Origin of the sequence: Streptococcus sp. HMSC073A12 (assembly GCF_001812815.1) — a bacterium.
In the GTDB taxonomy this organism is placed as follows: domain Bacteria; phylum Bacillota; class Bacilli; order Lactobacillales; family Streptococcaceae; genus Streptococcus; species Streptococcus vaginalis.
This window is the reverse complement of sequence record NZ_KV810554.1, coordinates 51967-75105: the sequence shown is the minus strand read 5'-3', so window position 1 is coordinate 75105 and position 23139 is coordinate 51967. Positions and strand designations below refer to the sequence as shown.

General features: G+C 38.7%; 16 protein-coding genes and 1 pseudogene. 2 read left to right on the top strand and 15 right to left on the bottom strand.

Features of this window, described 5'->3' with window-relative positions; all coding sequences use genetic code 11:
- Nucleotides 1-222 precede the first annotated feature (222 nt).
- The 6 genes from HMPREF2876_RS08005 to HMPREF2876_RS07980 all read right to left on the bottom strand — a co-directional run bounded on the left by HMPREF2876_RS08005 (nucleotide 223) and on the right by HMPREF2876_RS07980 (nucleotide 7898).
- Nucleotides 223-1983 carry an ABC transporter ATP-binding protein gene (locus HMPREF2876_RS08005; RefSeq protein ID WP_070584632.1) on the bottom strand — a complete coding sequence of 587 codons (1761 nt, stop codon included), beginning with the start codon at nucleotides 1981-1983 and terminating at the stop codon, nucleotides 223-225.
- Nucleotides 1973-3739 (bottom strand): ABC transporter ATP-binding protein, encoded by a 1767-nt coding sequence (locus tag HMPREF2876_RS08000; RefSeq protein ID WP_024052690.1) that lies wholly within the window; start codon nucleotides 3737-3739, stop codon nucleotides 1973-1975. Before HMPREF2876_RS08000 ends, HMPREF2876_RS08005 begins: the two co-directional genes overlap by 11 nt.
- Entirely contained in the window at nucleotides 3732-4190 is a 459-nt protein-coding gene (locus tag HMPREF2876_RS07995) for a MarR family winged helix-turn-helix transcriptional regulator (RefSeq protein WP_024052691.1), read from the bottom strand. Before HMPREF2876_RS07995 ends, HMPREF2876_RS08000 begins: the two co-directional genes overlap by 8 nt.
- 156 nt (nucleotides 4191-4346) lie before the next feature.
- Nucleotides 4347-4757 (bottom strand): peptide deformylase, encoded by a 411-nt coding sequence (locus tag HMPREF2876_RS07990; protein WP_070241961.1) that lies wholly within the window; start codon nucleotides 4755-4757, stop codon nucleotides 4347-4349.
- Between the two features lie 67 nt (nucleotides 4758-4824).
- Nucleotides 4825-5724 carry a fructokinase ScrK gene (gene scrK / locus HMPREF2876_RS07985; protein ID WP_024052693.1) on the bottom strand — a complete coding sequence of 300 codons (900 nt, stop codon included), beginning with the start codon at nucleotides 5722-5724 and terminating at the stop codon, nucleotides 4825-4827.
- Between the two features lie 275 nt (nucleotides 5725-5999).
- A complete protein-coding gene (locus HMPREF2876_RS07980; RefSeq protein WP_070584629.1) occupies nucleotides 6000-7898 on the bottom strand; it encodes a sucrose-specific PTS transporter subunit IIBC in 1899 nt (632 codons plus the stop codon).
- A gap of 191 nt (nucleotides 7899-8089) precedes the next feature.
- Here HMPREF2876_RS07980 and HMPREF2876_RS07975 point away from each other — a divergent pair, with 191 nt between their 5' ends.
- Both HMPREF2876_RS07975 and HMPREF2876_RS07970 read left to right on the top strand, forming a co-directional pair.
- Nucleotides 8090-9547 (top strand): sucrose-6-phosphate hydrolase, encoded by a 1458-nt coding sequence (locus HMPREF2876_RS07975; protein ID WP_024052695.1) that lies wholly within the window; start codon nucleotides 8090-8092, stop codon nucleotides 9545-9547.
- The gene (locus HMPREF2876_RS07970) at nucleotides 9528-10493 is read left to right on the top strand and encodes a LacI family DNA-binding transcriptional regulator (RefSeq protein WP_003031743.1); all 966 of its coding nucleotides are present in this window, start codon (nucleotides 9528-9530) and stop codon (nucleotides 10491-10493) included. Before HMPREF2876_RS07975 ends, HMPREF2876_RS07970 begins: the two co-directional genes overlap by 20 nt.
- A gap of 73 nt (nucleotides 10494-10566) precedes the next feature.
- On the opposite strand, the pseudogene HMPREF2876_RS11080 reads toward HMPREF2876_RS07970, so the two are convergent.
- From HMPREF2876_RS11080 to HMPREF2876_RS07925, 9 genes and pseudogenes are all read right to left on the bottom strand, one after another.
- Nucleotides 10567-11389, bottom strand: a pseudogene (locus tag HMPREF2876_RS11080) (Cof-type HAD-IIB family hydrolase).
- Nucleotides 11390-11531: 142 nt separating this feature from the next.
- Complete coding sequence (locus tag HMPREF2876_RS07960) at nucleotides 11532-12455, bottom strand: ATP-binding cassette domain-containing protein (RefSeq protein WP_024052698.1); 924 nt, start codon at nucleotides 12453-12455, stop codon at nucleotides 11532-11534.
- A gap of 10 nt (nucleotides 12456-12465) precedes the next feature.
- Nucleotides 12466-13533: an ABC transporter ATP-binding protein gene (locus HMPREF2876_RS07955; protein WP_003026176.1), complete on the bottom strand. Its 1068-nt coding sequence runs from the start codon at nucleotides 13531-13533 to the stop codon at nucleotides 12466-12468.
- A gap of 8 nt (nucleotides 13534-13541) precedes the next feature.
- The gene (gene oppC / locus HMPREF2876_RS07950; RefSeq protein ID WP_024052699.1) at nucleotides 13542-14468 is read right to left on the bottom strand and encodes an oligopeptide ABC transporter permease OppC; all 927 of its coding nucleotides are present in this window, start codon (nucleotides 14466-14468) and stop codon (nucleotides 13542-13544) included.
- Complete coding sequence (locus tag HMPREF2876_RS07945) at nucleotides 14468-15964, bottom strand: ABC transporter permease (protein WP_024052700.1); 1497 nt, start codon at nucleotides 15962-15964, stop codon at nucleotides 14468-14470. Before HMPREF2876_RS07945 ends, oppC begins: the two co-directional genes overlap by 1 nt.
- 376 nt (nucleotides 15965-16340) lie before the next feature.
- Complete coding sequence (locus HMPREF2876_RS07940) at nucleotides 16341-18320, bottom strand: peptide ABC transporter substrate-binding protein (RefSeq protein WP_024052701.1); 1980 nt, start codon at nucleotides 18318-18320, stop codon at nucleotides 16341-16343.
- A gap of 197 nt (nucleotides 18321-18517) precedes the next feature.
- Nucleotides 18518-20494 carry a peptide ABC transporter substrate-binding protein gene (locus tag HMPREF2876_RS07935; RefSeq protein ID WP_024052702.1) on the bottom strand — a complete coding sequence of 659 codons (1977 nt, stop codon included), beginning with the start codon at nucleotides 20492-20494 and terminating at the stop codon, nucleotides 18518-18520.
- Between the two features lie 166 nt (nucleotides 20495-20660).
- Nucleotides 20661-21347 (bottom strand): B3/B4 domain-containing protein, encoded by a 687-nt coding sequence (locus HMPREF2876_RS07930; RefSeq protein ID WP_070241965.1) that lies wholly within the window; start codon nucleotides 21345-21347, stop codon nucleotides 20661-20663.
- A gap of 162 nt (nucleotides 21348-21509) precedes the next feature.
- The gene (locus HMPREF2876_RS07925; RefSeq protein WP_024052704.1) at nucleotides 21510-23120 is read right to left on the bottom strand and encodes a CTP synthase; all 1611 of its coding nucleotides are present in this window, start codon (nucleotides 23118-23120) and stop codon (nucleotides 21510-21512) included.
- Nucleotides 23121-23139 lie beyond the last annotated feature (19 nt).

Sequence of the window (23139 nt, the reverse complement as noted above, 5' to 3'; positions counted from 1 at the left end):
GGAGAAAATACAGGTCATTTCTTTAAAGAACTATCTGACAAAAATGATTTTGAAGATTGAATTTAGCAAAACTCCCCAAGGATTCTGATACCTTGGGGAGTTTGTGTTCAACTATTCCTTTTCTAACAAAAAAAGTAAATCAACAGTCAAAAAAACAGAAACTCTTCTCAGATCATTTTGACCAAGAAGAATTTCTGTCTTACTTACTATCTTCAATTCATTTTACGCATACTCTGCGTCTTCATCGAATTGACTATTGTAAAGATCAGCATAGAAGCCATTTTTTCCCATCAATTGATCGTGATTTCCTTGTTCAATGATATTACCATCACGCATGACCAAAATCAAATCAGCATTACGAATGGTCGACAAGCGGTGAGCAATGACGAAAGAAGTCCTTCCCTCCATCAACTTATCCATCGCTTTTTGGATCAATTCTTCTGTCCGCGTATCAACAGATGAAGTCGCTTCATCCAAGATAAGTAAGGGAGCATCCTTAAGAAGTGCACGCGCAATGGTCAACAATTGCTTTTGCCCCACAGAAAGGCTTACTGTATCGTCCAGCACCGTATCGTATCCTTTTGGCAAAGTCTTGATGAAGTGATGAACCCCAACAGCTTTGGCAGCTGCCACAACTGCTTCGTCAGAAATATTTTTCTGATTGTAAATCAAATTTTCCTTAATCGTTCCCTCAAATAACCAGGTGTCTTGGAGAACCATGGAGAAGGCATCGTGTACCTCAGAACGTTTCATTTGCTTCGTATCAACACCGTCAATTGTAATGCGTCCCTTATCAATCTCATAAAATTTCATGAGCAAGTTAACAATGGTCGTCTTCCCAGCACCGGTCGGGCCGACAATGGCAATTTTTTGTCCTGCTTTTGCATTGGCAGAGAAATCATGAATAATCGTTCGATCTGGATTATAACCAAAGAATACCTTATCAAAGGCAACATCTCCTTTTAGGGTCGTGAGTTGTTGCGCTTTGTGTTCATCATTTTCCATTTCAGGCTCTGCTAAAAATTCAAATACGCGTCCCATAGCAGCGCTAGCTTGTTGAAGAGTAGTAATCCCTTGTGCAATTTGTGACAACGGTTGAGAGAAAATCCGTACATATACCATAAAAGCAACAATAGTTCCCATAGTGACATCGCCATTCAAGGCCATGCTCGCTCCAACCAAAACAACCATAACATAACCGAAGTTCCCTACAAACATCATAAGCGGCATCATAATCCCTGAAATGAATTGTGATTTCCACATACTGTTGTAAAGGTTAGTATTAAGTGTTTGAAAGGCTACTTTGGATTCGTCTGTGGCATTGTAGCTGACAATGACATTATGCCCAGAGTACATTTCTTCCACATAGCCATTGACGCTGGCAAGATTTTCTTGTTGTGCTCGGAAGAATCGTTGAGATTTTCCCATAATCAAAGCAACAAAGACAAAGCCAATCAAGACTGAGCTAATCGTTACAAAGGACAAGACCACATTATTGTAAAACATCATAAAGAGAACCGCAATAAGCAGTAAACTTGATGAAATCACCGTTCCTAAACTTTGGTTCAAAGATTGCCCAACAGTATCCACGTCATTTGTGACCCGTGAAAGAGTGTCCCCTTGGGAATGGCTGTCAAAATAGCGTAGAGGCAATTTATTGATTTTTTCAGCAATAGCAGTCCGCAAGCGCTTGGAGAAATGCTGAATAACAGATGAAATGATAAAAGATTGAACATAATTTAACAAAGCACCTGATGCGTACAAAATCGCTAAGAAAAGAGCAATGTTGGAGATTGATTTCAAATCAATCTGACTTCGCATCCCCTCTGTGATAAGGTTGGTAATTTCTTTTAATTTGTCCGGTCCATAAACCGTAATAATACTAGACACTGCCGCTCCCACAAATGCAATGAGCAATGGAAGCTGAAAACCTTTGAGATAAGGTTTCACTTGGCTAAATAAAGACGATTTTTTATTTTCCATTTTCCAATTCCTCCTTCGATAATTGTGAGTAAGCAATTTCTTGATAAACTGCGTTCGTTGCCAGCAATTCTTTATGAGTACCCTGACCAACTACTTTTCCTTTATCCAGTACCAAAATCTGATCGGCATCCATAATCGTTGAAATCCGTTGCGCCACAATCAATCTGGTTGTATCTTTCACTTTTTTCGCTAATTCTTCCCGCAAAATGCGGTCTGTCTTATAGTCCAGCGCTGAAAACGAATCATCAAAAATCAAAATTTCAGGCTTGCGAGCAAGCGCACGCGCAATCGCCAAACGTTGCTTTTGCCCACCAGAGAAATTCGTACCGCTTTGTGCAACTTCAGATTGCAAACCGTCTTCTTTTTCTTCAACAAATGATTTAGCCTGTGCCAAATCAAGTGCAGCCCACATTTTTTCGTCATCCAATGGGCTTTCATTGCTTTGCCCAAAGTCTAAATTACTCTTGATATCACCAGAGAAGAGGACAGCTTTTTGTGGAATGTAGCCAACTTTATTATGCAAATCTTCCAGCTGATAATCTTTGACGTTTACGCCATCCACTAAAATTTTTCCTTCTGTCACATCATAGAAACGAGGAATTAAGCTGATTAAAGTGGATTTCCCAGAACCGGTTGATCCAATGAAAGCTACGGTTTCACCTGCTTTAGCTGTAAAGCTAACATGTTCGATAACAGCCTCAGAATTTTTAGCATAGCGGAAAGACACATTGTCAAATACCACTTCCCCTTTGACATCTTTCGCTATTTTTGGCTCCGTTGGAGACTCAATCGTTGAATATAAATCAAGCACTTCATTGATCCGTCCGGCAGACACCAAGGTACGAGGAAGAACGATAAACAGAGCAGCCATGAGCATGAAGCCCATTACGACCTGCATAGCATAGGACATAAAGACAACCATGTCACTAAAGATTGGCAAACGTCCTGGTAAAGCTGCATCTTGAATCAAGTAAGCACCAATCCAGTATATTGCCAAGGTCAAACCACTCGAAATCCCCATCATAATCGGATTTAAAATCGCCATGAGACGACTGACAAAGAGATTCAAACGAGTCACTTCATCATTAGCTCCTGCAAATTTATCATCTTGATAGTCTTCAGCATTGTAAGCCCGAACAACACGAATCCCTGTTAGACTTTCACGCGTAATACTATTTAACTTATCAGTCAACCGTTGAATAACGGATTGCTTTGGAAAGGCCAACGTCATCAGAACTGTTGTCATGATAATATTCACAATAACCGCCACAATAACTGCCCACAGCCAGTATTCTGATTTCCCAATGATTTTTGTAATCGCCCAAATCGCCATAATCGGCCCACGCGTCACAACTTGCAAGCCCATGGTAATCATGAGCTGAATTTGCGTAAGATCGTTGGTTGTCCGCGTTAAAAGACTTGGAATAGAAAATCTCTTAATCTCAGCATTTGAATAATCCAGTACACGATTGAAAATATCTGAGCGCAAGCTCGTTGTAAAGCTAGCTGCCAATCTAGCCGCAATAAAACCAACTACCACAGCACTGAGAAAACTAGCAAATGACAATCCAATCATTTTCAAGCCCGGATTCCACAAATCAGAAACGACCGTTCCTTTCGTCTGTAGGAGTTCCGTAATTTTTGAAATATAGGTTGGAACCTCTAAGTCCAAATAAACTGCCAAACAAGTAAATAAGATACTGATGATAATCAGCCCTACTTCTTTGACAGTTAAACGTTTAAACAATTTAACCATTCGCTTCTCCTTTTTCTAATTTTTCAATATTCTGGTAAAATTTCCCCATCACTTGAAAAAAAGTAACCAAATCTTCTTCTGAAATATCTGTCAATAGGCAATGATCCATTTCATCAAAAAAATCACGAATTTTATTCATGCGCTCTTTTGATTCCGGCGTTAAACGAATAATCTTAGCGCGTTTATCAGTCTCACTCACTTCCAGATAAATCAAGCCATTCTTCACCATTCGCTTCATTAAATTACTGGCAACGGACTTAGTAATGCCCAACTCCTGCTCAATATCTTTAATAAAGGTCATCTTGTCACAATCTTCTCGATGATTCACAAAATGCAATACTTGTCCTTGTGGACCCGCCATAAATTCAATCCCTCGCTCTTTGGCAATTTTTTGAATCATCAGATGTGTCTTCCGTCCAAATCGCTTGAATTCCAATAATGGTTTTTCCATTTGACTTCCTTTCAAATAGTTCTCTAGAGAACTATTTTGTTTTCATGAGAACTATTCTACTATAATTCAAACGAATGTCAAGAAAAAAGTTCCTATGAGAACTATTTTTTTGACCAATTAAAAACCCCGTACTATAAAAGCTGAGTTTTCAGGTCATTAAATCAAAATCCCTTCCAAATGATCCAGTTCATGCTGGCAGATTTGTGCGGGAAAATCTTTCAAAGTCAGCGTTTGTTTTTGCCAATGTTGGTCCAAATATTCAACTGTAATCTCTTTATAACGAGTGGTCGAGAGACTCCCCACAAGTGACAAGCAGAATTCTTCCGCTTGGTAAGGAGATGACTTCCTTCTCAAAATAGGATTGAACATGATAACAGGCACCATACCATACATAAAAATAATGACCTGTTTCTGCACTCCAATCATATTGGCTGCCATTCCGACACACTTATCTTTGTTTGCTCTTAAGGTATCGAACAAATCTTGCCCAATTTCGACATCTTCTTTGCTTGCTGGTTGTGCTTTCTGCTGCAAAACCAACATATCTTTTACAATTGGTTTAATCATTTTCTTCCTTATATCAAAAAAAGAGCAAGCTTATTCAATATTCACTCACTTGCTCTCAATTACTCAATTATCCTTTAGCTTTTTCGCTGACTTTTTTAGCTAAGACAAAGTTTCCAAGTGTCGCTGACCCATTTCCTGCAACCGCTGGCGTTACAATGTAATCACGTACATCTAGAACAGGCAAATAACCATTCAACAAAACTGTGAACTTTTCACGAACGCGATCCAACATGTGCTGTTGCGCCATAACACCTCCACCAAAGACAATCACATCTGGTCGGAAAGTCACTGTCGCTTGAATTGCTGCTTGCGCAATATAATAGGCTTGAATATCCCAAACAGAGCTGTTTAGTTCAATATTTTCACCTCGAATGCCTGTCCGGGCCTCTAAACTAGGTCCAGCAGCTAATCCCTCTAAACAGCCATTATGGAATGGACACACTCCATTAAATTCTTTTTCCACATCCATTGGGTGCTTCGCAACATAGTAATGTCCCATTTCTGGATGACCCGTCCCACCAACAAATTCACCACGTTGAATAGCACCGGCTCCAATCCCCGTCCCAATCGTATAGTAAACTAGATTTTCAATGCGCCCGCCTGCATTATTTCGTGCCACTACTTCACCATAAGCAGAGCTATTAACATCTGTCGTAAAGTAAATCGGTACATTTAAAGCACGTCGCAAAGCACCGACAATATCGACATTTGCCCAGTGTGGTTTAGGTGTCGTTGTAATAAAACCATACGTTTTTGAATTAGGAGCAATGTCAATCGGACCAAATGAACCAACCGCAAGACCAGCTAAATTCTCAAAACGAGAGAAAAATGCAATTGCCTTATCTAACGTTTCAATCGGTGTGGTCGTTGGAAATTGTGTTTTTTCAATTACTTCAAAATTTTCATCTCCAACCGCACATACAAATTTTGTACCGCCAGCTTCTAGGCTTCCATACAATTTTGTCATTTCAAGACCTCTTTTTATTTTGTTTTCTTCTCTATTCATTATAGCATATCTTCGTATGACTTCTGAGTAAAAATCTTACTTTTCCTTCTCTTTTTCAAAGAAAAGGGAGTGGGAAAGAACTGAAAAGAGCTCGTTTCCCACCCCTGCACAGTTGATTTACAACTTTGAGACGTGAAGCAAGCAAAGAAAACAATCAACCTCTGTGTTAATGTGTTTTGTTAACCAAAAGTGAAGAAGCTGAACCCTTTTGCTCAGCCTCTTATCACATTATACGGTTAGGCTTTTAGCTCAATCACAGCATCGCCTTTCGCTACTGTACCCTCTGCAACAGGAGTAACAGAAGCATAATCAGCTGTGTTGGTAACAATCACCATAGTTGTGTCATCAAGACCAGCAGCTGCAATTTTCGCAGCGTCAAATGTACCAAGAACATCGCCAGCTTTCACCTTATCACCTTGAGCAACTTTTTGATCAAATCCGTCACCGTTCATAGAAACTGTGTCAATACCTACATGAATCAAGATGTCAGCACCTTTTGCCGTTTTCAAACCGTAAGCGTGACCAGTTGCAAATGCGATTGTCACTTCTGCATCCGCAGGAGCATACACAACACCTTCACTAGGTTTCACTGCGATTCCTTGTCCCATAGCACCACTTGAGAACACTGGGTCATTGACATCTTTCAAGTCAAACATTTGACCAACGATTGGAGAAACAATTGTTTCATCAGCAAGAACTGGCGCAGCTGCTTCATTAGCTTCTACTACTTCTTTTGCTTCAGTCACTTCTTCTTCAGCATCTTTGTAACCAAACGCATAAGTCAAACCAAATCCAAGACCAGTAGTGACAAGTACCATAAAGATATATTGAAGAACTTGACCATTCAGATAGAGAAGCGTACCTGGGATAATGGTAATACCAAATCCAGTACCAGCAAGTCCAAGAATAGAAGCTAACCAACCACCAGCAGCACCGGCAACAAGACCAAGTACAAATGGTTTACCATAACGTAAGTTTACCCCGAAAATAGCTGGTTCAGTAATTCCAAGACCTGCAGAGAGAGCAGCCGGGAAGGCAAGAGCTTTTAGTTTTTTAGATTTTGTTTTTACACCAACTGCAAGAGTTGCACCCGCTTGGGCAGTCATAGCAGCTGTGATGATCGCATTAAAGGCATCTTTTCCTTCATTTGCAATCAATTGTGCTTCTAGTAAGTTGAAGATATGGTGAACACCAGTTACCACGATAAGTTGATGCACACCACCAAGGATGAGACCAGCTAAACCAAACGGTAAGGCAAGAATAGCTTTTGTCGCAGCAAGAATGACATTTTCAAGTGAGTGGAAGATTGGCCCAATGACAAAGAGTCCAAGAACTGACATCACAAGGAAGGTCAAGAATGGCACAACAAGCAAATCAAGCACATCTGGAATTTTCTTATGCAACCATTTTTCAAGTTTCGCACCAAGTAGTCCAATGAAGAAGGCTGGCAATACTGAGTTTTGATAACCAACTACTGGAATGAAACCAAAGAACATGATTGGCTTTGCAGCACCAGAAGCTACATCCCAAGCATTTGGAAGGGCGGTATTTACCAACATCAAACCAAGTACAATACCGATCACTGGATTCCCACCGAATACACGGAAAGCTGACCAAGAAATCAAAGCTGGGAAGAAGGCAAAAGCTGTATCTGTCAACACAACTGTGTAAGTATAGAAGTCTGACGCAGCAAAGGCTTTTGAAGTTGTTCCAAATAACCCAAGAATCGTATCGTTATTAATCGCGCCACGAATCCCCATGAAGAGACCTGTTGCTACGATTGCTGGCAGGATTGGCACAAATACGTCACCAAATGTACGGACGGCACGTTGGAACCAATTTCCCTTTTTAGCTGCTTCTGCTTTTTGCTCACCAGTTGAAGATGTAGGCAAACCAAGCTCTACCACTTCATCATAGATTTTATTCACTGTACCAGTACCAAAGATAATTTGATATTGACCTGAGTTAAAGAAAGCCCCCTGAACCTTTTCAAGATTCTCAACTCTGTCTTTATCAATCTTAGCTTCATCTTTAACCATGACACGCAGACGGGTCGCACAGTGAGCAACACTACTTACATTGTCACGTCCGCCAATGGCCTCAATGACTGCTTTTGCAATGTCCTTATTTTCCATTTGCATCTCCTTATTGAAAATAATTAAAATTTATGAAAGCGATTTAATCACTCCTACGACTATTATTTTAACATGATTTCAAAATATGTCAAGCGTTTTGCAGAAATTTTATTTTTTTCTATTAAAAAGTTGATTTTTTCAGAGAAAACGTTTACTATATAAGTAAGAAAATTATCTCGGAGGACAAAAGATTGGCTTGGACTACTGAACAACGTTACAAACGCTATGAACAATGGACTGAAAACGAAATCCAACAGATAAAAAATAAAATCGCTACATCACCTTGGCGTGCTACCTACCACGTAGAGCCTGATACGGGACTGCTGAATGACCCAAATGGTTTTTCCTATTTTGACGGAAAATGGATTGTCTTCTATCAAAATTTTCCATTTGGTGCAACTCATGGGCTCAAGTCTTGGGTACAACTGGAAAGTGATGACCTCGTACACTTCACAGAAACCGGTGTTCGTGTTCTGCCAGACACCCCATTAGACAGTCACGGTGCTTACTCTGGCTCTGCTATGCAGTTTGACGACAAACTTTTCCTATTCTATACTGGAAATGTCCGTGATGAGAATTGGGTTCGTCACCCTTACCAAATCGGCGCTTTGCTGAACAAAGACGGACATATTCAAAAACTAAACAAAGTATTGATTGAACAACCTAAGGATACTACAGATCACTTTCGAGATCCACAGATTTTCAATTATAAAGGTCAGAGCTATGCCATTGTCGGCGGACAAACTCTGGACAAAAAAGGCTTTATCAAGTTTTATAAAGCAGTTGAAAACGACTATATAAACTGGGAAGAAGTCGGCGATTTAGACTTTGAAAATGACAATACAGCTTATATGATGGAATGCCCCAATCTTGTCTTTATTGATGAAACACCTATTTTGCTCTACTGCCCTCAAGGTTTATCAAAAAAAGTTGCTCCTTACGACAATATTTTCCCAAACATGTATAAGATAGGTCAATCGTTTGACATAGCGGAAACAGCAATTGTCGATCCTAGTCCTCCGCAAAATTTAGATTATGGATTTGATTGCTATGCCACCCAAGCTTTCAATGCTCCAGATGGCCGTGTCTTAGCAGTCAGCTGGTTAGGTTTGCCGGATATTGCTTACCCATCTGATCGTTTTGATCATCAAGGAATTTTATCGCTTGTCAAGGAATTAACACTAAAAAAAGGAAAACTCTATCAATATCCTGTTCAAGCTATCACATCCTTACGCACAGATAATAGCCAAACGTTTGCTAACCAAGCGCAAACAAAGAACTGCTATGAATTAGAACTAGAATTTACAATTGATTCACAAGCTGAGATCGTCCTTTTTGCAGATCAAGAGCATAAGGGTCTACGCATTTGCTTTGACATCAAAAATGGTCAAGTAACAGTTGACCGTAGTCAAGCCGGTGAGCAATACGCTCTTGAATTTGGTACTGTTCGTAGTTGTACGATTGAAAACCAAGCTACAACTGCTACTATCTTCATTGATAAGTCAGTTTTTGAAATTTTTATTAACAAAGGAGAAAAAGTATTTTCAGGTCGCGTTTTCCCTCATGAAAACCAAAACGGTATTTTTATCAGCGAGGGAAATCCAACTGGAACTTACTATGAATTAGATTATGGTCGCGAAGTTAACTGATGTTGCAAAAATTGCTGGAGTCAGCCCAACCACTGTATCTCGTGTAATTAACAAAAAAGGCTACCTCTCAGAAAAAACGATTACAAAAGTCAATGAGGCCATGCGCGAGTTGGGATACAAGCCCAATAATCTCGCTCGTAGCTTACAAGGAAAATCCGCTAAACTGATTGGATTGATTTTCCCAAATATCAGTCACATCTTTTATGCCGAACTCATTGACAAATTAGAACATGAGTTATTCAAAAGAGGCTACAAGACAATCATCTGCAATAGCGAGCACAATTCAAGTAAGGAAAAAGAGTATCTGGAGATGCTAGAAGCCAATCAAGTGGATGGCATTATCTCAGGCAGCCACAACTTAGGCATCTCTGATTATGACCGTGTAACAGCTCCCATTATCTCTTTTGACCGCAACTTATCCCCTTCCATTCCTGTTGTATCTTCGGACAACTATGCTGGTGGTGTCTTGGCTGCAGAAACCTTGGTCAAATCCGGTGCCCAAAATATCATTATGATTACCGGAAATGATAATTCAAACTCCCCGACAGGTCTCCGCCATGCAGGTTTTGCTTCCATTCTACCTGATGCACCAATTATCAATGTATCAAGTGACTTCTCTCCTATTCGCAAAGAAATGGAAATCAAAAATATTTTAAAACATAGAAAACCTGATGCCATTTTTGCTTCAGATGATCTGACAGCCATTTTAATCATGAAAGTCGCTCAAGAACTGGAAATCAAAATTCCAGAGGATCTAAAAGTCATCGGTTACGACGGAACTTATTTTGTAGAAAACTACTATCCCCAACTAGCCACTATACAGCAACCATTGAAAGATATAGCTTGTTTACTGGTAGATTTGTTGCTTCGAAAAATTGCTGGTGAAGAAGTTGTGACAACCGGCTACTTTCTTCCCGTCCACCTCTCTTCAGGAAAGAGTATTTAATACTGTGAGATAGTTAAACCCCCACTTAAGTATTGAGAAATCTTAAGTGGGGGTTAGCGTTTATTCGTTGTTCTTATATTTTATCTGCCAGAAGCACATCATCAATAGCCTGCGCACAGTCACCGTGGTCGTTATTTGCCACAATAATATCTGCCAAACCTTTGATATTCTCATTGGCATTTCCCATAGCAACACCAAAACCTGCTTCGCGAATCATGCTTTCATCATTGTCAGCATCCCCAACAGCAATGATTTGCTCCATAGGAAGATTCAAGTTTTGAGCAAGGTGAGCTAAACACTGCCCCTTTTCAACTCCTTGCGCTGTTAGTTTAAGATCACTTACTTCAGCTTTTATAATCGTTATCTTTTCAGACAATAAAGTTTCATACGATTGATCTCGCTCCCTTGCCGTAAAGTGATAAATATTGATTTTGTCAAAATGCTCTCTCCTTAGCTAACAAATCGTAAATATTATCCACCAAGATAGCTGTTTTATCATAAAGTTCAGTATAAATTTCCATATAATAGTTAGCAATATTCTCAAAATGTGATTTTTGAAGATAGCCTTGACCGTCAATCATACAAACCAGCATCAAATCTTGAACTTCTGCTATCGCTTTCACCTTATCCACCGCTATAGCAGGCAAGGTTTGCTTAGCTAAAACGCATTTAGCCTCCAAATCATAAATCAATGCACCACTTGCAAGAATATCATAGCGAATCTCGCGCAAATCATATCCATAAGGAAGCAGTTCTGACAAAGAGCGTCCTGTTGAAAGTACAACTTGTTTACCAGCATCTTGAGCTCTCCCAATCGCTTCAACACTGCTTTTGGCAATTGTTTTTTTACTAGTCAAAAGTGTTCCATCCATATCAAACGCAATCAATTGATACATCCCATTACTCCTCTTTTCTATTACAACTAGTATAGCACAGTTTAAAATGGAATCGTCCAGAAAAAGATAACATGAATTCAAAAATCACTCTAGATAACTTCTAAAGTGATTTTTAAAATTCTCTCAAAGTCAAAGAATGATGTTATAATTCTTTTTTATATTTTTCAACTTCTGCTTTATTAGCCCACACAAAGTGTCCAGGACGAATTTCGACCATTTCTGGCTTATCCGTTGAATAATCATGATGATTAGCATCATAGACTTTCAACACTTTCTTCCGTTCCAAGATTGGATCTGGAATTGGCACAGCTGACAATAAAGACTGAGTATAAGGATGAATTGGATTGTTAAAGAGTTCTTCTGTTTCAGCTACTTCGACAATCACACCCTTATAAATAACCGCAATACGATCTGAAATGAAGCGTACAACCGATAAATCGTGAGCAATAAAGAGATAAGTCAAACCTAATTCTTTTTGGAATTTTTTCAGTAGGTTTAAAACTTGTGCCCGCACAGACACGTCCAAAGCTGAAATCGGCTCATCTGCAATGACAAAATCTGGTTCCATAACAAGCGCACGGGCAATCCCAATCCGCTGACGTTGACCACCAGAAAATTCATGCGGGTAACGTGTTAAATGCTCTGATAACAATCCAACTTCATGAATAATATCTTTCACTTTTTTCTTGCGTTCTTCTTCATCTTTAAATAAATGGAAATTATACAAGCCTTCCGAAATGATATAATCAACTGTCGCACGTTCATTCAAACTAGCAGCAGGATCCTGGAAAATCATTTGAATTTTACGAATGATTTCTGACTCTTCTTCTTTTGATTTTTTGCCATTGATTTTTTTCCCTTCAAAGAAAATCTCTCCATGACTCGTATCATTTAAACCAATAATCGCACGACCAATTGTCGTTTTACCAGAACCAGATTCTCCTACAAGTGAAAACGTTTCTCCTTTATTGATAAAGAAATTAGCATTTTTAACAGCAACAAATTTCTTGCTTCCCTCACCGAAGGAAATTTCCAAATCTTTAACTTCTACTAATTTTTCAGGCATTTCCTTCCTCCTAGGCGTCTAAATGGGCAAAGCCCATTTTTGAGCTAATTTTTTCGTGTAAATCATCAATAACAGCTGGCTTATTCACTTTTGGAGCATTCTCATGTAACAACCATGTTTTTGCCCAGTGGGTATCCGTTACATAAATTTGAGGTGGTTTCTCTTCAAAATCAATTTCCATAGCATAATCTGAACGCAAGGCAAATGCATCTCCTTGTAAATGTGAATAGAGAGATGGCGGCGTTCCAGGAATTGAATACAACTCACCCTTATCATCTGCTAACTGAGGCAGACTAGATAACAAACTCCAAGTGTAAGGATGACGTGGATCGTAAAAGACTTCTTCTACTGTTCCGTATTCAACGATTTCACCAGCATACATAACCGCAACCTTATCTGCAATACTTGCTACCACTCCCAGGTCGTGGGTGATAAAAATAGTTGTGAATTCATACTCGTGTTGCAAAGATTTCAACAAATCAATGATTTGTGCCTGAATCGTAACGTCAAGCGCTGTCGTTGGTTCATCACAGATAAGGATATCAGGTCGACAAGCAAGCGCAATAGCGATAACAATCCGTTGACGCATTCCTCCTGAATATTGGAATGGGTATTCATTAAAACGCTTTTCAGCATCAGGAATGCCGACCTTATTCATATAGTCAACAGCCATTTCTTTTGCTTCTTTTGGCGTTTTCTTTTGATGCTTGATAATCACTTCTGTAATTTGGCTACCAATTGTGTTAATAGGGTCCAAACTCGTCATCGGATCTTGGAAGATTGTTGCAATTTTAACACCGCGTATAGGTTCCCAATCTTTATTAGACTTCAATTTTGTCAAATCTTGTCCACGGTAATCAATCGTTCCTTGAGCAACTCGACCATTTTCCTCTAACATTCCTGTAAATGTCTTTGTCAAAACAGACTTACCAGAACCAGATTCTCCTACAAGTGCAAGAACCTCACCTTCGATAAGGTCAAGCGAAACACCACGAATGGCTGTTAAGACTTTATCACGAACGTCAAATTCCACGACAATATCGCGAGCAGTCAATATTACATTTTTTTCTTGTGTCATATTTACTCCTATCTATGTGTACGTGGATCACTAGCGTCCGCTAAGTTTTGACCGACAACGAACAATGAAAGAGAAACCAAAATCAAGGTTGTCAATGGAATCCAGAAAAGATACGCATTTGTTGTCACGTTTTGTGAATAATCTGAAATTAACCGTCCCAAACTTGGTACTGTGACAGGAAGCCCTAAACCAAAGAACGATAGAAATGCTTCATAAGAAATGAAACTTGGAAGCAGTTGCGAAGCCGTTGTCACAATAACAGAAACCAATTGTGGCATGATATTTTTCACAATGATTTTCAGTGTTGGCGTACCCAAAGTTCGGCTGGCAAGGTTATATTCCAAGTCGCGATAACGCATGATTTGGATACGAATTGTATAAGCAATCCCAACCCAACCTGTGATGGTCATAGCAAAAATCAAGTTCCAGAAACCAGCACCAATTGAATAAGTCAAGACAATGACAATCAAGAGAGATGGGATGTTAGAAATGATATTGTACACTTCCATCATGATACGGTCAACGGTTTTTGAAATTCCCCAGATACCACCAATCACAATACCAATAACTAAGTTAATCACGGTTGCAATGACAGAAATGAGGATAGAGTTACGAGCTCCAAACCATACTCCGTCAAAAAGAGATTTTCCGTTGCTATCTGTACCAAACCAATATTGACCGTTTGGTTTAATATAACGCGCACCGAAATCATTCACCTTGCTGACATCGTTAAAGTCAAAATCTGAGAAAATCGGATAAATGAAACTCATCAAAATAATAGCGATCAAAATTCCCAACATGATAACTGTTGATTTCTTTTTTAGGAACTGACGCATAACTGATTTCCAGTAAGAATAGGCTGGAGCATCAATTGTTTCAGAGGCAAAATCATCGCGTTTGACAAATTGGAACTTAGTCTTATCAATTGTAGCCATTATTTACCTCCTTTTGATGTTAATTTAATACGTGGGTCAAGCACTGTCATCAGAATATCACCCAATAAAAGAGCGAAGATAGAAAGACAAGTAAAGATAAAGACAAGACCAACGACCATAGAATTGTTTGAAGCTTTAACAGAGTCAATCAACATCTTACCCATACCAGGGAAAGCGAAGACTGTTTCAGTCAAAGTTGCACCTGTAATAACCCCAATAACTGAGTTTGGAATGCTGGATACAAGTGGCACCATGGCATTTTTGAAAATATGTTTATTTGAAATTTCTTTTTCAGAAAGACCTTTTGCCCGTGCAAAACGAACAAAATCTTGTGATTGCAAGTCAATCATATAACGACGAATCCAAACGGCTGTCCAAGGCGCACTCAAGAGTCCAAGAATGACTGCCGGCAACACATAAGAGCGCCAATCACCTGCTCCCAAAATAGGGAATGAATCAGGCAAACCAATCGCTGAACCAATCAAGCGAATGATATAAACCAAGGCAATAGTTGGCAGTGACATTAAGAAAGTCAAAGCACCGGTTGAAATACTATCAAACAATGTATTCTTAAAGCGAGCCATATAAGATCCAAGTGGAACGGCGATTAAGTATGACAAGGCCAAACCAATCACCCCAACAATAGAAGAACTCACAATCATAGATGGATATTGATAATTGCTCTCTGTCGCCGTATAGGGATCATCTTTTCCGTAATTAGCAACATCGCGTGCATCGGCTTGTTTTGGAGACTTATATGTACGCGTATAAATATTAACAGATGATGTTTTCTTTCCTGTTGGAAATTGAACTTCTGATGTCTTCGTTTGACCTTGCCCTTGTGAAATAACCTGTAAAACAGGAAGATTAGCATAGGTCGGATAAGAAGTTCCTAGATTTAATCTTACAAAATTTTGATGGATAAATGGAAACTGACTATTGAAGTACAATAAATATTTATGTCTCGTTCCAGAACCAACAACAGACCAACCAATGGCAGGATCATTTTCAATGCAAATATAACGCTTCAAATTCGGATTAGAAGCATCTTTCACAGCACCGGTATGGTCAATTTGAATCAAATTACCATAGAAACCAAGAACGCGTTCATAAACTGGAACTTCACGAGTTGCATAAAATTGCTTGCTTTCTTTAAATTGCTGCAATTTCCAACCGCGTCCCAGCTTTTTGATGTAAGCTTCATAGATTTTTTTATTTGCATTAGTAGGTTCTACTGTTACAGAAGAATTCTCTTTACTAGCTTTTTCTTGCAATTCCTTCGTATCATAGTAGTCAATGTAACCCATACGCTCAAAAATCGTATTTTCGTAATTGGCTTTTTTATCAGGAGTTGTCGCTATTTTGTTATAGTTTGGGTCCTGTTTGAAAATCAACTTCCTAGGCACCATGGTATAGATAATGGTGTAAGTCAGCGTTGTTACCATGAAAATAGATACTAAAGAGCGTAAGATACGCATAAAAATATATTTCTTCATTTACCGTTTCCTTTAAAATCCCAAAAGAACTTTCCCTCCTGTTAGAGAAAGTTCTGATGAGAAGTTTATTTTACATGATCTGCTAATTCTTTTTGTATTTTAATGATTCAGCATGAGTCACATCAGATATTCCACTTTAATAACTATGGTTAAGTTATTAAACATAACCTGTCAGCCAAGACCGAAGGAACTGATAGAGAAATGCCACGCGTCACGACAAATACCTATTTCCAATTTTAGAATACCTTCAATTTTTAAACTGATTGTTTAAAATTATATCACAATTTTGGTTAATTGTAAAACCAATTGTCAGAATATTTTTATCATAATTGAACTTTTTTTGTTTTTCTGTTAAATTTTATCTAATTTTTTTCAATTATTTAACATGATCTGCAAGTTCTTCTTGAGCCTTTTTATTAGACTCTGTGCGCTTTTTATTCCATTTTTCCATGGCCTTCTTGTATTGATTTTGAGTCACAGGCTCATCTTGGATTTCAAGGTATTTATAGAGAATTGTTTCACTATTTCCCTTGGTTCCTGACCAAGCAAAGGCATTACTAAATGGTACTGTACGAGAAAGAATTGGGCGACCCGTTAGTGTTGTTGTTGGAATGACCAATGCATTATCAGTCAACCAAGCTTGGGCTGCAGCATATTTTTCATAGCGTGCATTCGTATTGTTGGTTTCTTTTTCAGCCTCATTCAACAACTTTTCATATTCGTTCATACCAACTTGTGCTGCAGCAGCGTTGTTCGTGCCTGCATCAAATCCTAGATAAGTCTTAGTGCTTTCACCGCTTGAAGGTTTGATAACATCAAGATAGGTAGATGGGTCTTGGAAATCTGGACTCCAACCAACATTATCAGAAAGATCCCAATCTTCTGCAGCTGCGGATTCGGCAAAGTAAGTGATATTATTCACGTCGTCTTTAGACATTTGTTGAATATCAATCACAACATTTTCTTTCCCAAGATTTTTTTCAATCGATTGTTTCAATGATTGCACACGTTGAACTTTATTAGTTGCTGTTTGGTCAACTGGCATATCAATGTGGATTGGGAATTGAACACCGTCTGCTTGAAGCGCTGCTTTCGCTTTCGCTAATTTTTCTTTAGCTTTAGTTGGATTGTAAAGACCATCTTGCGCATCATTTAAGTTGACATCTTTCCAACTTTCATCATAACCAACTAATTTTTCTTTGACCAATTCTCCAAAGCTCTTGTCATCTGTTTGAACAAATGTTGGCGGTACAAAGAGATTACGGAGCATCTTCGTCGCACCGTCTTTACCATTCACCTGTGATGCATAAGCTGTGCGGTCAAATGCAAAGGTAATCGCTTGACGGAAATCCTTGTTTAGCAAAGCTTTCTTAGTAGAAGTCTTTTGAGCATCTGTTGTCTTTGAAGTATGTTTGTAAGATTGACGGTCAATGTTTGTAGCTACTAGGTAAGTCGTTGCATCTTGCGGAGTATAAACGATGTTGTTTTTGTATTTCTTGCTGACAGAAGCATAACTTGGACTTGTTGGAAATACTTTGGCATTGGTAAATGAGCCATCACTAAATCCTTTAGCAAGTTTGTCTTGGTCTTGACCATCATAGTAGGACAACTTGATGTTGTCAATGTGCACATTCTTCTTATCCCAGTAGTTTGGATTTTTAGCAAATTCAACAGATGATTTCGCTGTGATAGATTTCAGCAAGTATGGACCATTATAAAGAAGACTAGATGGGTCTGTTGCTTGTGCAAATTTATTGCCTTTTGATTTCAAAAATTCTGCATTAACTGGTGCTAGAACGCCCATTGTTGTTTTAGAATTCCAAAAGCTTTCTGGTCGATTAAGCGTGTATTGAACCGTGTAATCATCAACTGCTTTGATACCGACAGAAGAGAAATCTTTATTTTCACCCTTCATGTAAGCATCCAAGCCTTTGATTGAATCTTGCACCAAGTAAATAGCTTCAGATTTATTATCCGCAGCATATTTTAAGCCTGTCACAAAGTCTTGTGCCTTAACTTCTGCATACTCTTCGCCCTCTGATGTGTACCATTTCACACCCTTACGAAGTGTATAAGTATAAGTCAAGCCGTCCTTGGAGACTGTCCAATCCTTCGCTACAGAAGGAACTAGATTTCCGTAACGGTCATTTTCCAAGAGTCCGTCAATGGCATTACTGGTAAGATTTGCAGTGGCTGCTTTCCCAGTTGTCAAATAGTTCAGGTTATCTGGATCTTGCTCATAAATATATGAGAATGTTTTGTTCCCCGAGCTTGTTTTAGAGCCAGAACAAGCTGCTAGAGCTCCTGTTGCAAGCAAGGCTAGCGCTGCAAGGGTAATGATTTTACTTTTCTTCATGAATATTCCTCCCAAAATCATTATTTTTATACATTCTAGCACACAAAACATAAAAAGTAAATAGAATTTTCTAAATTTTATGACATATTTTTTAAACCTAGTATCAAAGGAATTATATTAACCTTACAATTTCATGGATAGAAAAAAGCAGGTTTTCCTCACCTTTTAGTGAGTTTTACCTGCTTTTATAGGTTGTATTATTTTACATGATCAGCTAATTTATCTTGAGCTTTTTTATTAGACTCAGCTTTTTCTTTTTGCCATTTCTTCTTAGCTGCTTCATAGTCTTTCTTAGTGACAGCATCGTTACCAACTTTAATGTATTTGAAGTAGGTTGAGCTACCTTTGCTACCTGTTTGCGCAAATGGACCTGAGAATGGTTCGATACGTGAAACAAATGTTGCGGCACCCGTTGAAGCCATTGTTGGTAAAATCAAAGAGCTATCTGTCAACCAAGCTTGTGCTGCTGCATATTTTTCATAACGTTTTGCAATGTCTGTTGTTTCTGCACCTGCTTCATCGACTAATTTATTATATTCGTCCAAGCCAACTGCTTTAGCACCAGCATTTTCACTACCAGAGTCAAATCCAAACCAAGTTTTCGTATTATCAGAAGATGTTGATTTCAAAATGTCAAGATAAGTAGATGGGTCTTGATAGTCAGGAGTCCAACCAACGATACCTGAGAGATCCCAATCTTCGCTAGCTGCATTCGGAGCATAATAAGTGATGTTCATTACATCATCTTCTGACATCATATTCAAGTCCATGACAACATTTTCTTTGCCAAGCACTTTTTCAATAGATTGTTTCATAGATTGTATACGAGCAACAAAGTTTTTAGAAGTTTCAATTACAGGAACATCTATGTGGATTGGGAATTGCACACCTTGAGCTTGCAATGCTCCTTTTGCTTTTGCAAATTTCGCTTTTGCTTTGTCTGGATTGTACAAACCGTTTTGTGAATCTGCTAATTTGACACCCTTCCAGTCATCACCATAGCTAGCTAATTTTTCTTCTACAACATCGCTAAATGATTTTTCTCCAACTTGGACAAAGTCAGACGGTACAAACATATTGCGGATTGCTTTAGCAGCGCCATCTTTACCATTGACTTGTGCAGCGTAAGAATCGCGATCAAGTGCAAAGTTCAAAGCTTGGCGGAAGTCTTTGTTCAACAATGCTTTTTTCGTTGAATTTTTTTGTTCATCTGTTTTTTTAGCAGTGTGGTTGTATGTTTGACGGTCAATATTAAGTCCTAAAACCGCTGTTCCTGCACCTGCTTCTGATGTATAGATATTGTCTTTGAAGTCCTTTTCAAAAGTTGCAAAGTTTGAACTTGCTGGGAAGAGACGTGCATACGTATAAGCGCCATCTTTAAAGTTACGTGCTAATGAGTCTTGGTCTTGACCATCATAATAAGCCAACTTGATGCTATCAACGTTTACATTATCCTTATCCCAATAATTGTTGTTTTTAACATATTCTACTGCAGACTTAGCTGTAATAGCTTTCATAAGGAATGGACCATTGTAAAGAATGGAACTAGGATTCGTTGATTGACCGAATTTATCTCCCTTAGATTTCAAAAATTCTGCATTGACTGGCCAAAGAATAGCTGACGTTGTTTTTGAATTCCAGTAAGGTTCTGGTTGGTTCAATGTATACTGAACAGTATAATCATCGACAGCTTTCACGCCTACAGTTGAAAAGTCTTTTGTTTGACCATTTACATAAGCATCCAAACCTTTAATTGAGTTTTGAACAAGATAAAGAGCTTCTGATTTCTTATCAGCAGCATGTTTCAAACCAGTTACAAAGTCTTGCGCCTTAACTTCTGCATATTCTTCGCCTTCTGATGTGTACCATTTGGCATCCTTACGAAGTTTATAAGTATAGGTTAAACCATCTTTTGATACAGTCCATGACTTAGCCATTGATGGTACAAGATTTCCATATTTGTCATTTTCTAACAATCCGTCAACTCCATTTGTCACAAGATCGCTAGTGGTTGCTTTTCCTGATGTTACATAATCCAAAGTTTCTGGATCACCAGCATATACATAACCAAACTTTTTTTCTGTGGAGTTCGATTTTGAACCCGAGCAAGCAGCTAAAAGACCAGACGTTAAAAGAGCAAGCCCCGCAACTGCGATGATTTTACTTTTTTTCATAGTTACCTCCGAAAAGTATGATATATTCTATATTATACTATATCTTCATAAAAAGTAAAGAATTTTCAAACAAATCTTTCAACAAAAAACGTTGTTGTGAGCCGAAATGCTTTCAAACAACGGACTCACTTCTCGTATCCTATTGATGGATACATTGCTTTTTAGGTTATTTCCCCTCTGGGTGAATGACATACGTTTCAAAATCCAGATTCGGCATACATTCTGCTAAATCGTTCTCAATGCGCTTCAGTGCTTCTAAACGCATTTCAACAGATGTATGAGCATTTCCTTGAATGATAAAAATGGCATTCTTTGTCTCATCATCAAATTTATAATGTTCTCCATCACGAACGTCCAACCACGCTAGAATACCTTTTTTGTCACGATAGATGTAATCCGTGGGAGAAACATGTTTTTTCGTAGATAAAATCGGCAGAAAAACGTCTTCATTTTGGCTAACAGTAAACTCTATCTGCTCCTCTATTTTATCCAAATCATGCCCACCGATGGCTAATAAAGAATGTAAAGATTCAACATTATAAATATCAATAATACTATTAATATTCGGGATGGATCCACGATGTCGAATATTCCGAATAAGCGCCAAAACGGTAGGAGGATTCTTCTTGACACTACGTCCGACACTTTGCAACAAATCCTTGTAGCCTTGAATAACTGGAGTATCAGACACCTCATCTATATCGCAATTCAATGCCCACTTTTCCATCTCTTTTTGCTTTTTCAAAAATGAAGCAGGTAAAGGTGCATGTGGATCTACATTTTTAGCGATGCCAATAACCACATTTTTAATCCCAAGCATTGCGAGACTTTCATTCAGTATAAACTTCATCATGATCCACCTCCGTTTCATTATTTATTGAGCTCATCAACTATTCAAATTGTATCATTTTTAGGAGAAAATTTCTTACTTTAGTTTTAAAATGCTGTCTTTCATTCATATTGACAAATTTTTCTCCTATGAGAAATGCTAAAAAGACTGGAATTGCTTCCAATCTTATTTCTCACTATTTTCAACCGCAGCTGTAACAAAAGCTGTGTAAAGTCCTTCTGGACGATTAGGGCGGCTGGATAATTCTGGGTGATATTGACAAGCCACAAAGAATTGATTTTCTGGAATTTCAACAATTTCTACCAGACGATTATCAGGTGAAACTCCTGAGAAGACAAATCCTGCGTCTTCAAATTGTTGACGGAATTCATTGTTAAATTCGTAACGGTGGCGGTGACGACGCTGAACAACTTCTTGATTATCATAAGCTGCAGCGGCTTTGGAACCACGTTTCAACTTAGACGGATAAAGTCCTAAGCGAAGCGTTCCTCCCATATCTTCTACATCAATCTGATCACGCATCAAATCAATAACAGGATGCTTCGTATCAGGATTTAATTCTGAAGAATTAGCATCTTCAAATCCTAGCACATGGCGAGCAAACTCAACACAAGTCAACTGCATACCAAGGCAAATTCCAAGCATTGGCACATCATTTTCACGCGCATATTGAATGGTCGCAATCTTTCCTTCGGTTCCGCGATGACCAAATCCCCCCGGCACAATAATACCGTCTGCATCTTTCAACAATTCGGTGACATTTTCAGTTGTGACATCATTTGCATTGACCCAATTCAGCTTGATTTCTGCATCATTGGCATAACCAGAGTGCTTGAGAGCTTCTACAACAGAGATATACGCATCTGGCAACTCCACATATTTCCCAACAAGCGCAATTTTTACTTGTTTCTTCAAGTTCATGACTTTATCAACCATAGCAGACCAATCTGTCATATCTGCTTCTGGCACGTCCAACTTCAAGTGATCACAAACGATTTGGTCCATGTTTTGTGCTTGCAAATTCAGCGGAATTTGATACAAATGTTCCACATCTAGCGACTCAATCACTGCTTCTGGTGCTACATCACAAAATTGTGCCAATTTGTTCTTAATATTTTGGCCAGCCGGTTTTTCAGTACGAATAACAAGCATGTTCGGTTGAATTCCAAGACCACGCAATTCTTTTACAGAATGCTGAGTGGGCTTCGTTTTCATTTCCCCAGCAGCTTTCAGATAAGGAAGCAATGTCGTGTGGATATACATCACATTATCTGCACCAACATCTGCCTTCATTTGACGAAGTGCTTCTAAGAATGGCAAACTTTCAATATCTCCAACAGTTCCTCCTACTTCTGTGATAATCACATCAGAGTCGGTTGTCGTTGCAGCGCGTTTAATCTTTTCTTTCAAAGCATCTGTAATGTGTGGAATGACTTGAACTGTTGCTCCAAGGTACTCACCTTTACGCTCTTTTCGAAGAACTTCACTATAAATCTTACCAGTTGTGACATTTGAATATTTATTTAGGTTAATGTCAATAAAACGTTCATAGTGTCCTAGATCTAAGTCTGTTTCTGCGCCATCGTCTGTCACGAACACTTCCCCGTGTTGGTAAGGACTCATCGTTCCTGGGTCAATATTGATATAGGGGTCAAACTTTTGAATGGTTACCTTAAGACCACGATTTTTCAAAAGACGACCAAGACTTGCTGCCACAATCCCTTTACCGATTGAACTAACTACACCACCTGTAACAAAAATATATTTTGTTGCCATAAATACTCCTTATCTAAAA

What these genes read in the sequence shown, in the direction of transcription:
- HMPREF2876_RS07960 (WP_024052698.1), bottom strand. Translation starts at nt 12,455, where the DNA reads ATGCCTGAAAAATTAGTAGAAGTTAAAGATTTGGAAATTTCCTTCGGT.
- oppC (WP_024052699.1), bottom strand. Translation starts at nt 14,468, where the DNA reads ATGGCTACAATTGATAAGACTAAGTTCCAATTTGTCAAACGCGATGAT.
- HMPREF2876_RS07945 (WP_024052700.1), bottom strand. Translation starts at nt 15,964, where the DNA reads ATGAAGAAATATATTTTTATGCGTATCTTACGCTCTTTAGTATCTATT.
- HMPREF2876_RS07955 (WP_003026176.1), bottom strand. Translation starts at nt 13,533, where the DNA reads ATGACACAAGAAAAAAATGTAATATTGACTGCTCGCGATATTGTCGTG.
- HMPREF2876_RS07935 (WP_024052702.1), bottom strand. Translation starts at nt 20,494, where the DNA reads ATGAAAAAAAGTAAAATCATCGCAGTTGCGGGGCTTGCTCTTTTAACG.
- scrK (WP_024052693.1), bottom strand. Translation starts at nt 5,724, where the DNA reads ATGACAAAATTGTATGGAAGCCTAGAAGCTGGCGGTACAAAATTTGTA.
- HMPREF2876_RS07925 (WP_024052704.1), bottom strand. Translation starts at nt 23,120, where the DNA reads ATGGCAACAAAATATATTTTTGTTACAGGTGGTGTAGTTAGTTCAATC.
- HMPREF2876_RS07930 (WP_070241965.1), bottom strand. Translation starts at nt 21,347, where the DNA reads ATGATGAAGTTTATACTGAATGAAAGTCTCGCAATGCTTGGGATTAAA.
- HMPREF2876_RS07980 (WP_070584629.1), bottom strand. Translation starts at nt 7,898, where the DNA reads ATGGAAAATAAGGACATTGCAAAAGCAGTCATTGAGGCCATTGGCGGA.
- HMPREF2876_RS07940 (WP_024052701.1), bottom strand. Translation starts at nt 18,320, where the DNA reads ATGAAGAAAAGTAAAATCATTACCCTTGCAGCGCTAGCCTTGCTTGCA.
- HMPREF2876_RS07995 (WP_024052691.1), bottom strand. Translation starts at nt 4,190, where the DNA reads ATGGAAAAACCATTATTGGAATTCAAGCGATTTGGACGGAAGACACAT.
- HMPREF2876_RS08000 (WP_024052690.1), bottom strand. Translation starts at nt 3,739, where the DNA reads ATGGTTAAATTGTTTAAACGTTTAACTGTCAAAGAAGTAGGGCTGATT.
- HMPREF2876_RS08005 (WP_070584632.1), bottom strand. Translation starts at nt 1,983, where the DNA reads ATGGAAAATAAAAAATCGTCTTTATTTAGCCAAGTGAAACCTTATCTC.
- HMPREF2876_RS07970 (WP_003031743.1), top strand. Translation starts at nt 9,528, where the DNA reads ATGGTCGCGAAGTTAACTGATGTTGCAAAAATTGCTGGAGTCAGCCCA.
- HMPREF2876_RS07990 (WP_070241961.1), bottom strand. Translation starts at nt 4,757, where the DNA reads ATGATTAAACCAATTGTAAAAGATATGTTGGTTTTGCAGCAGAAAGCA.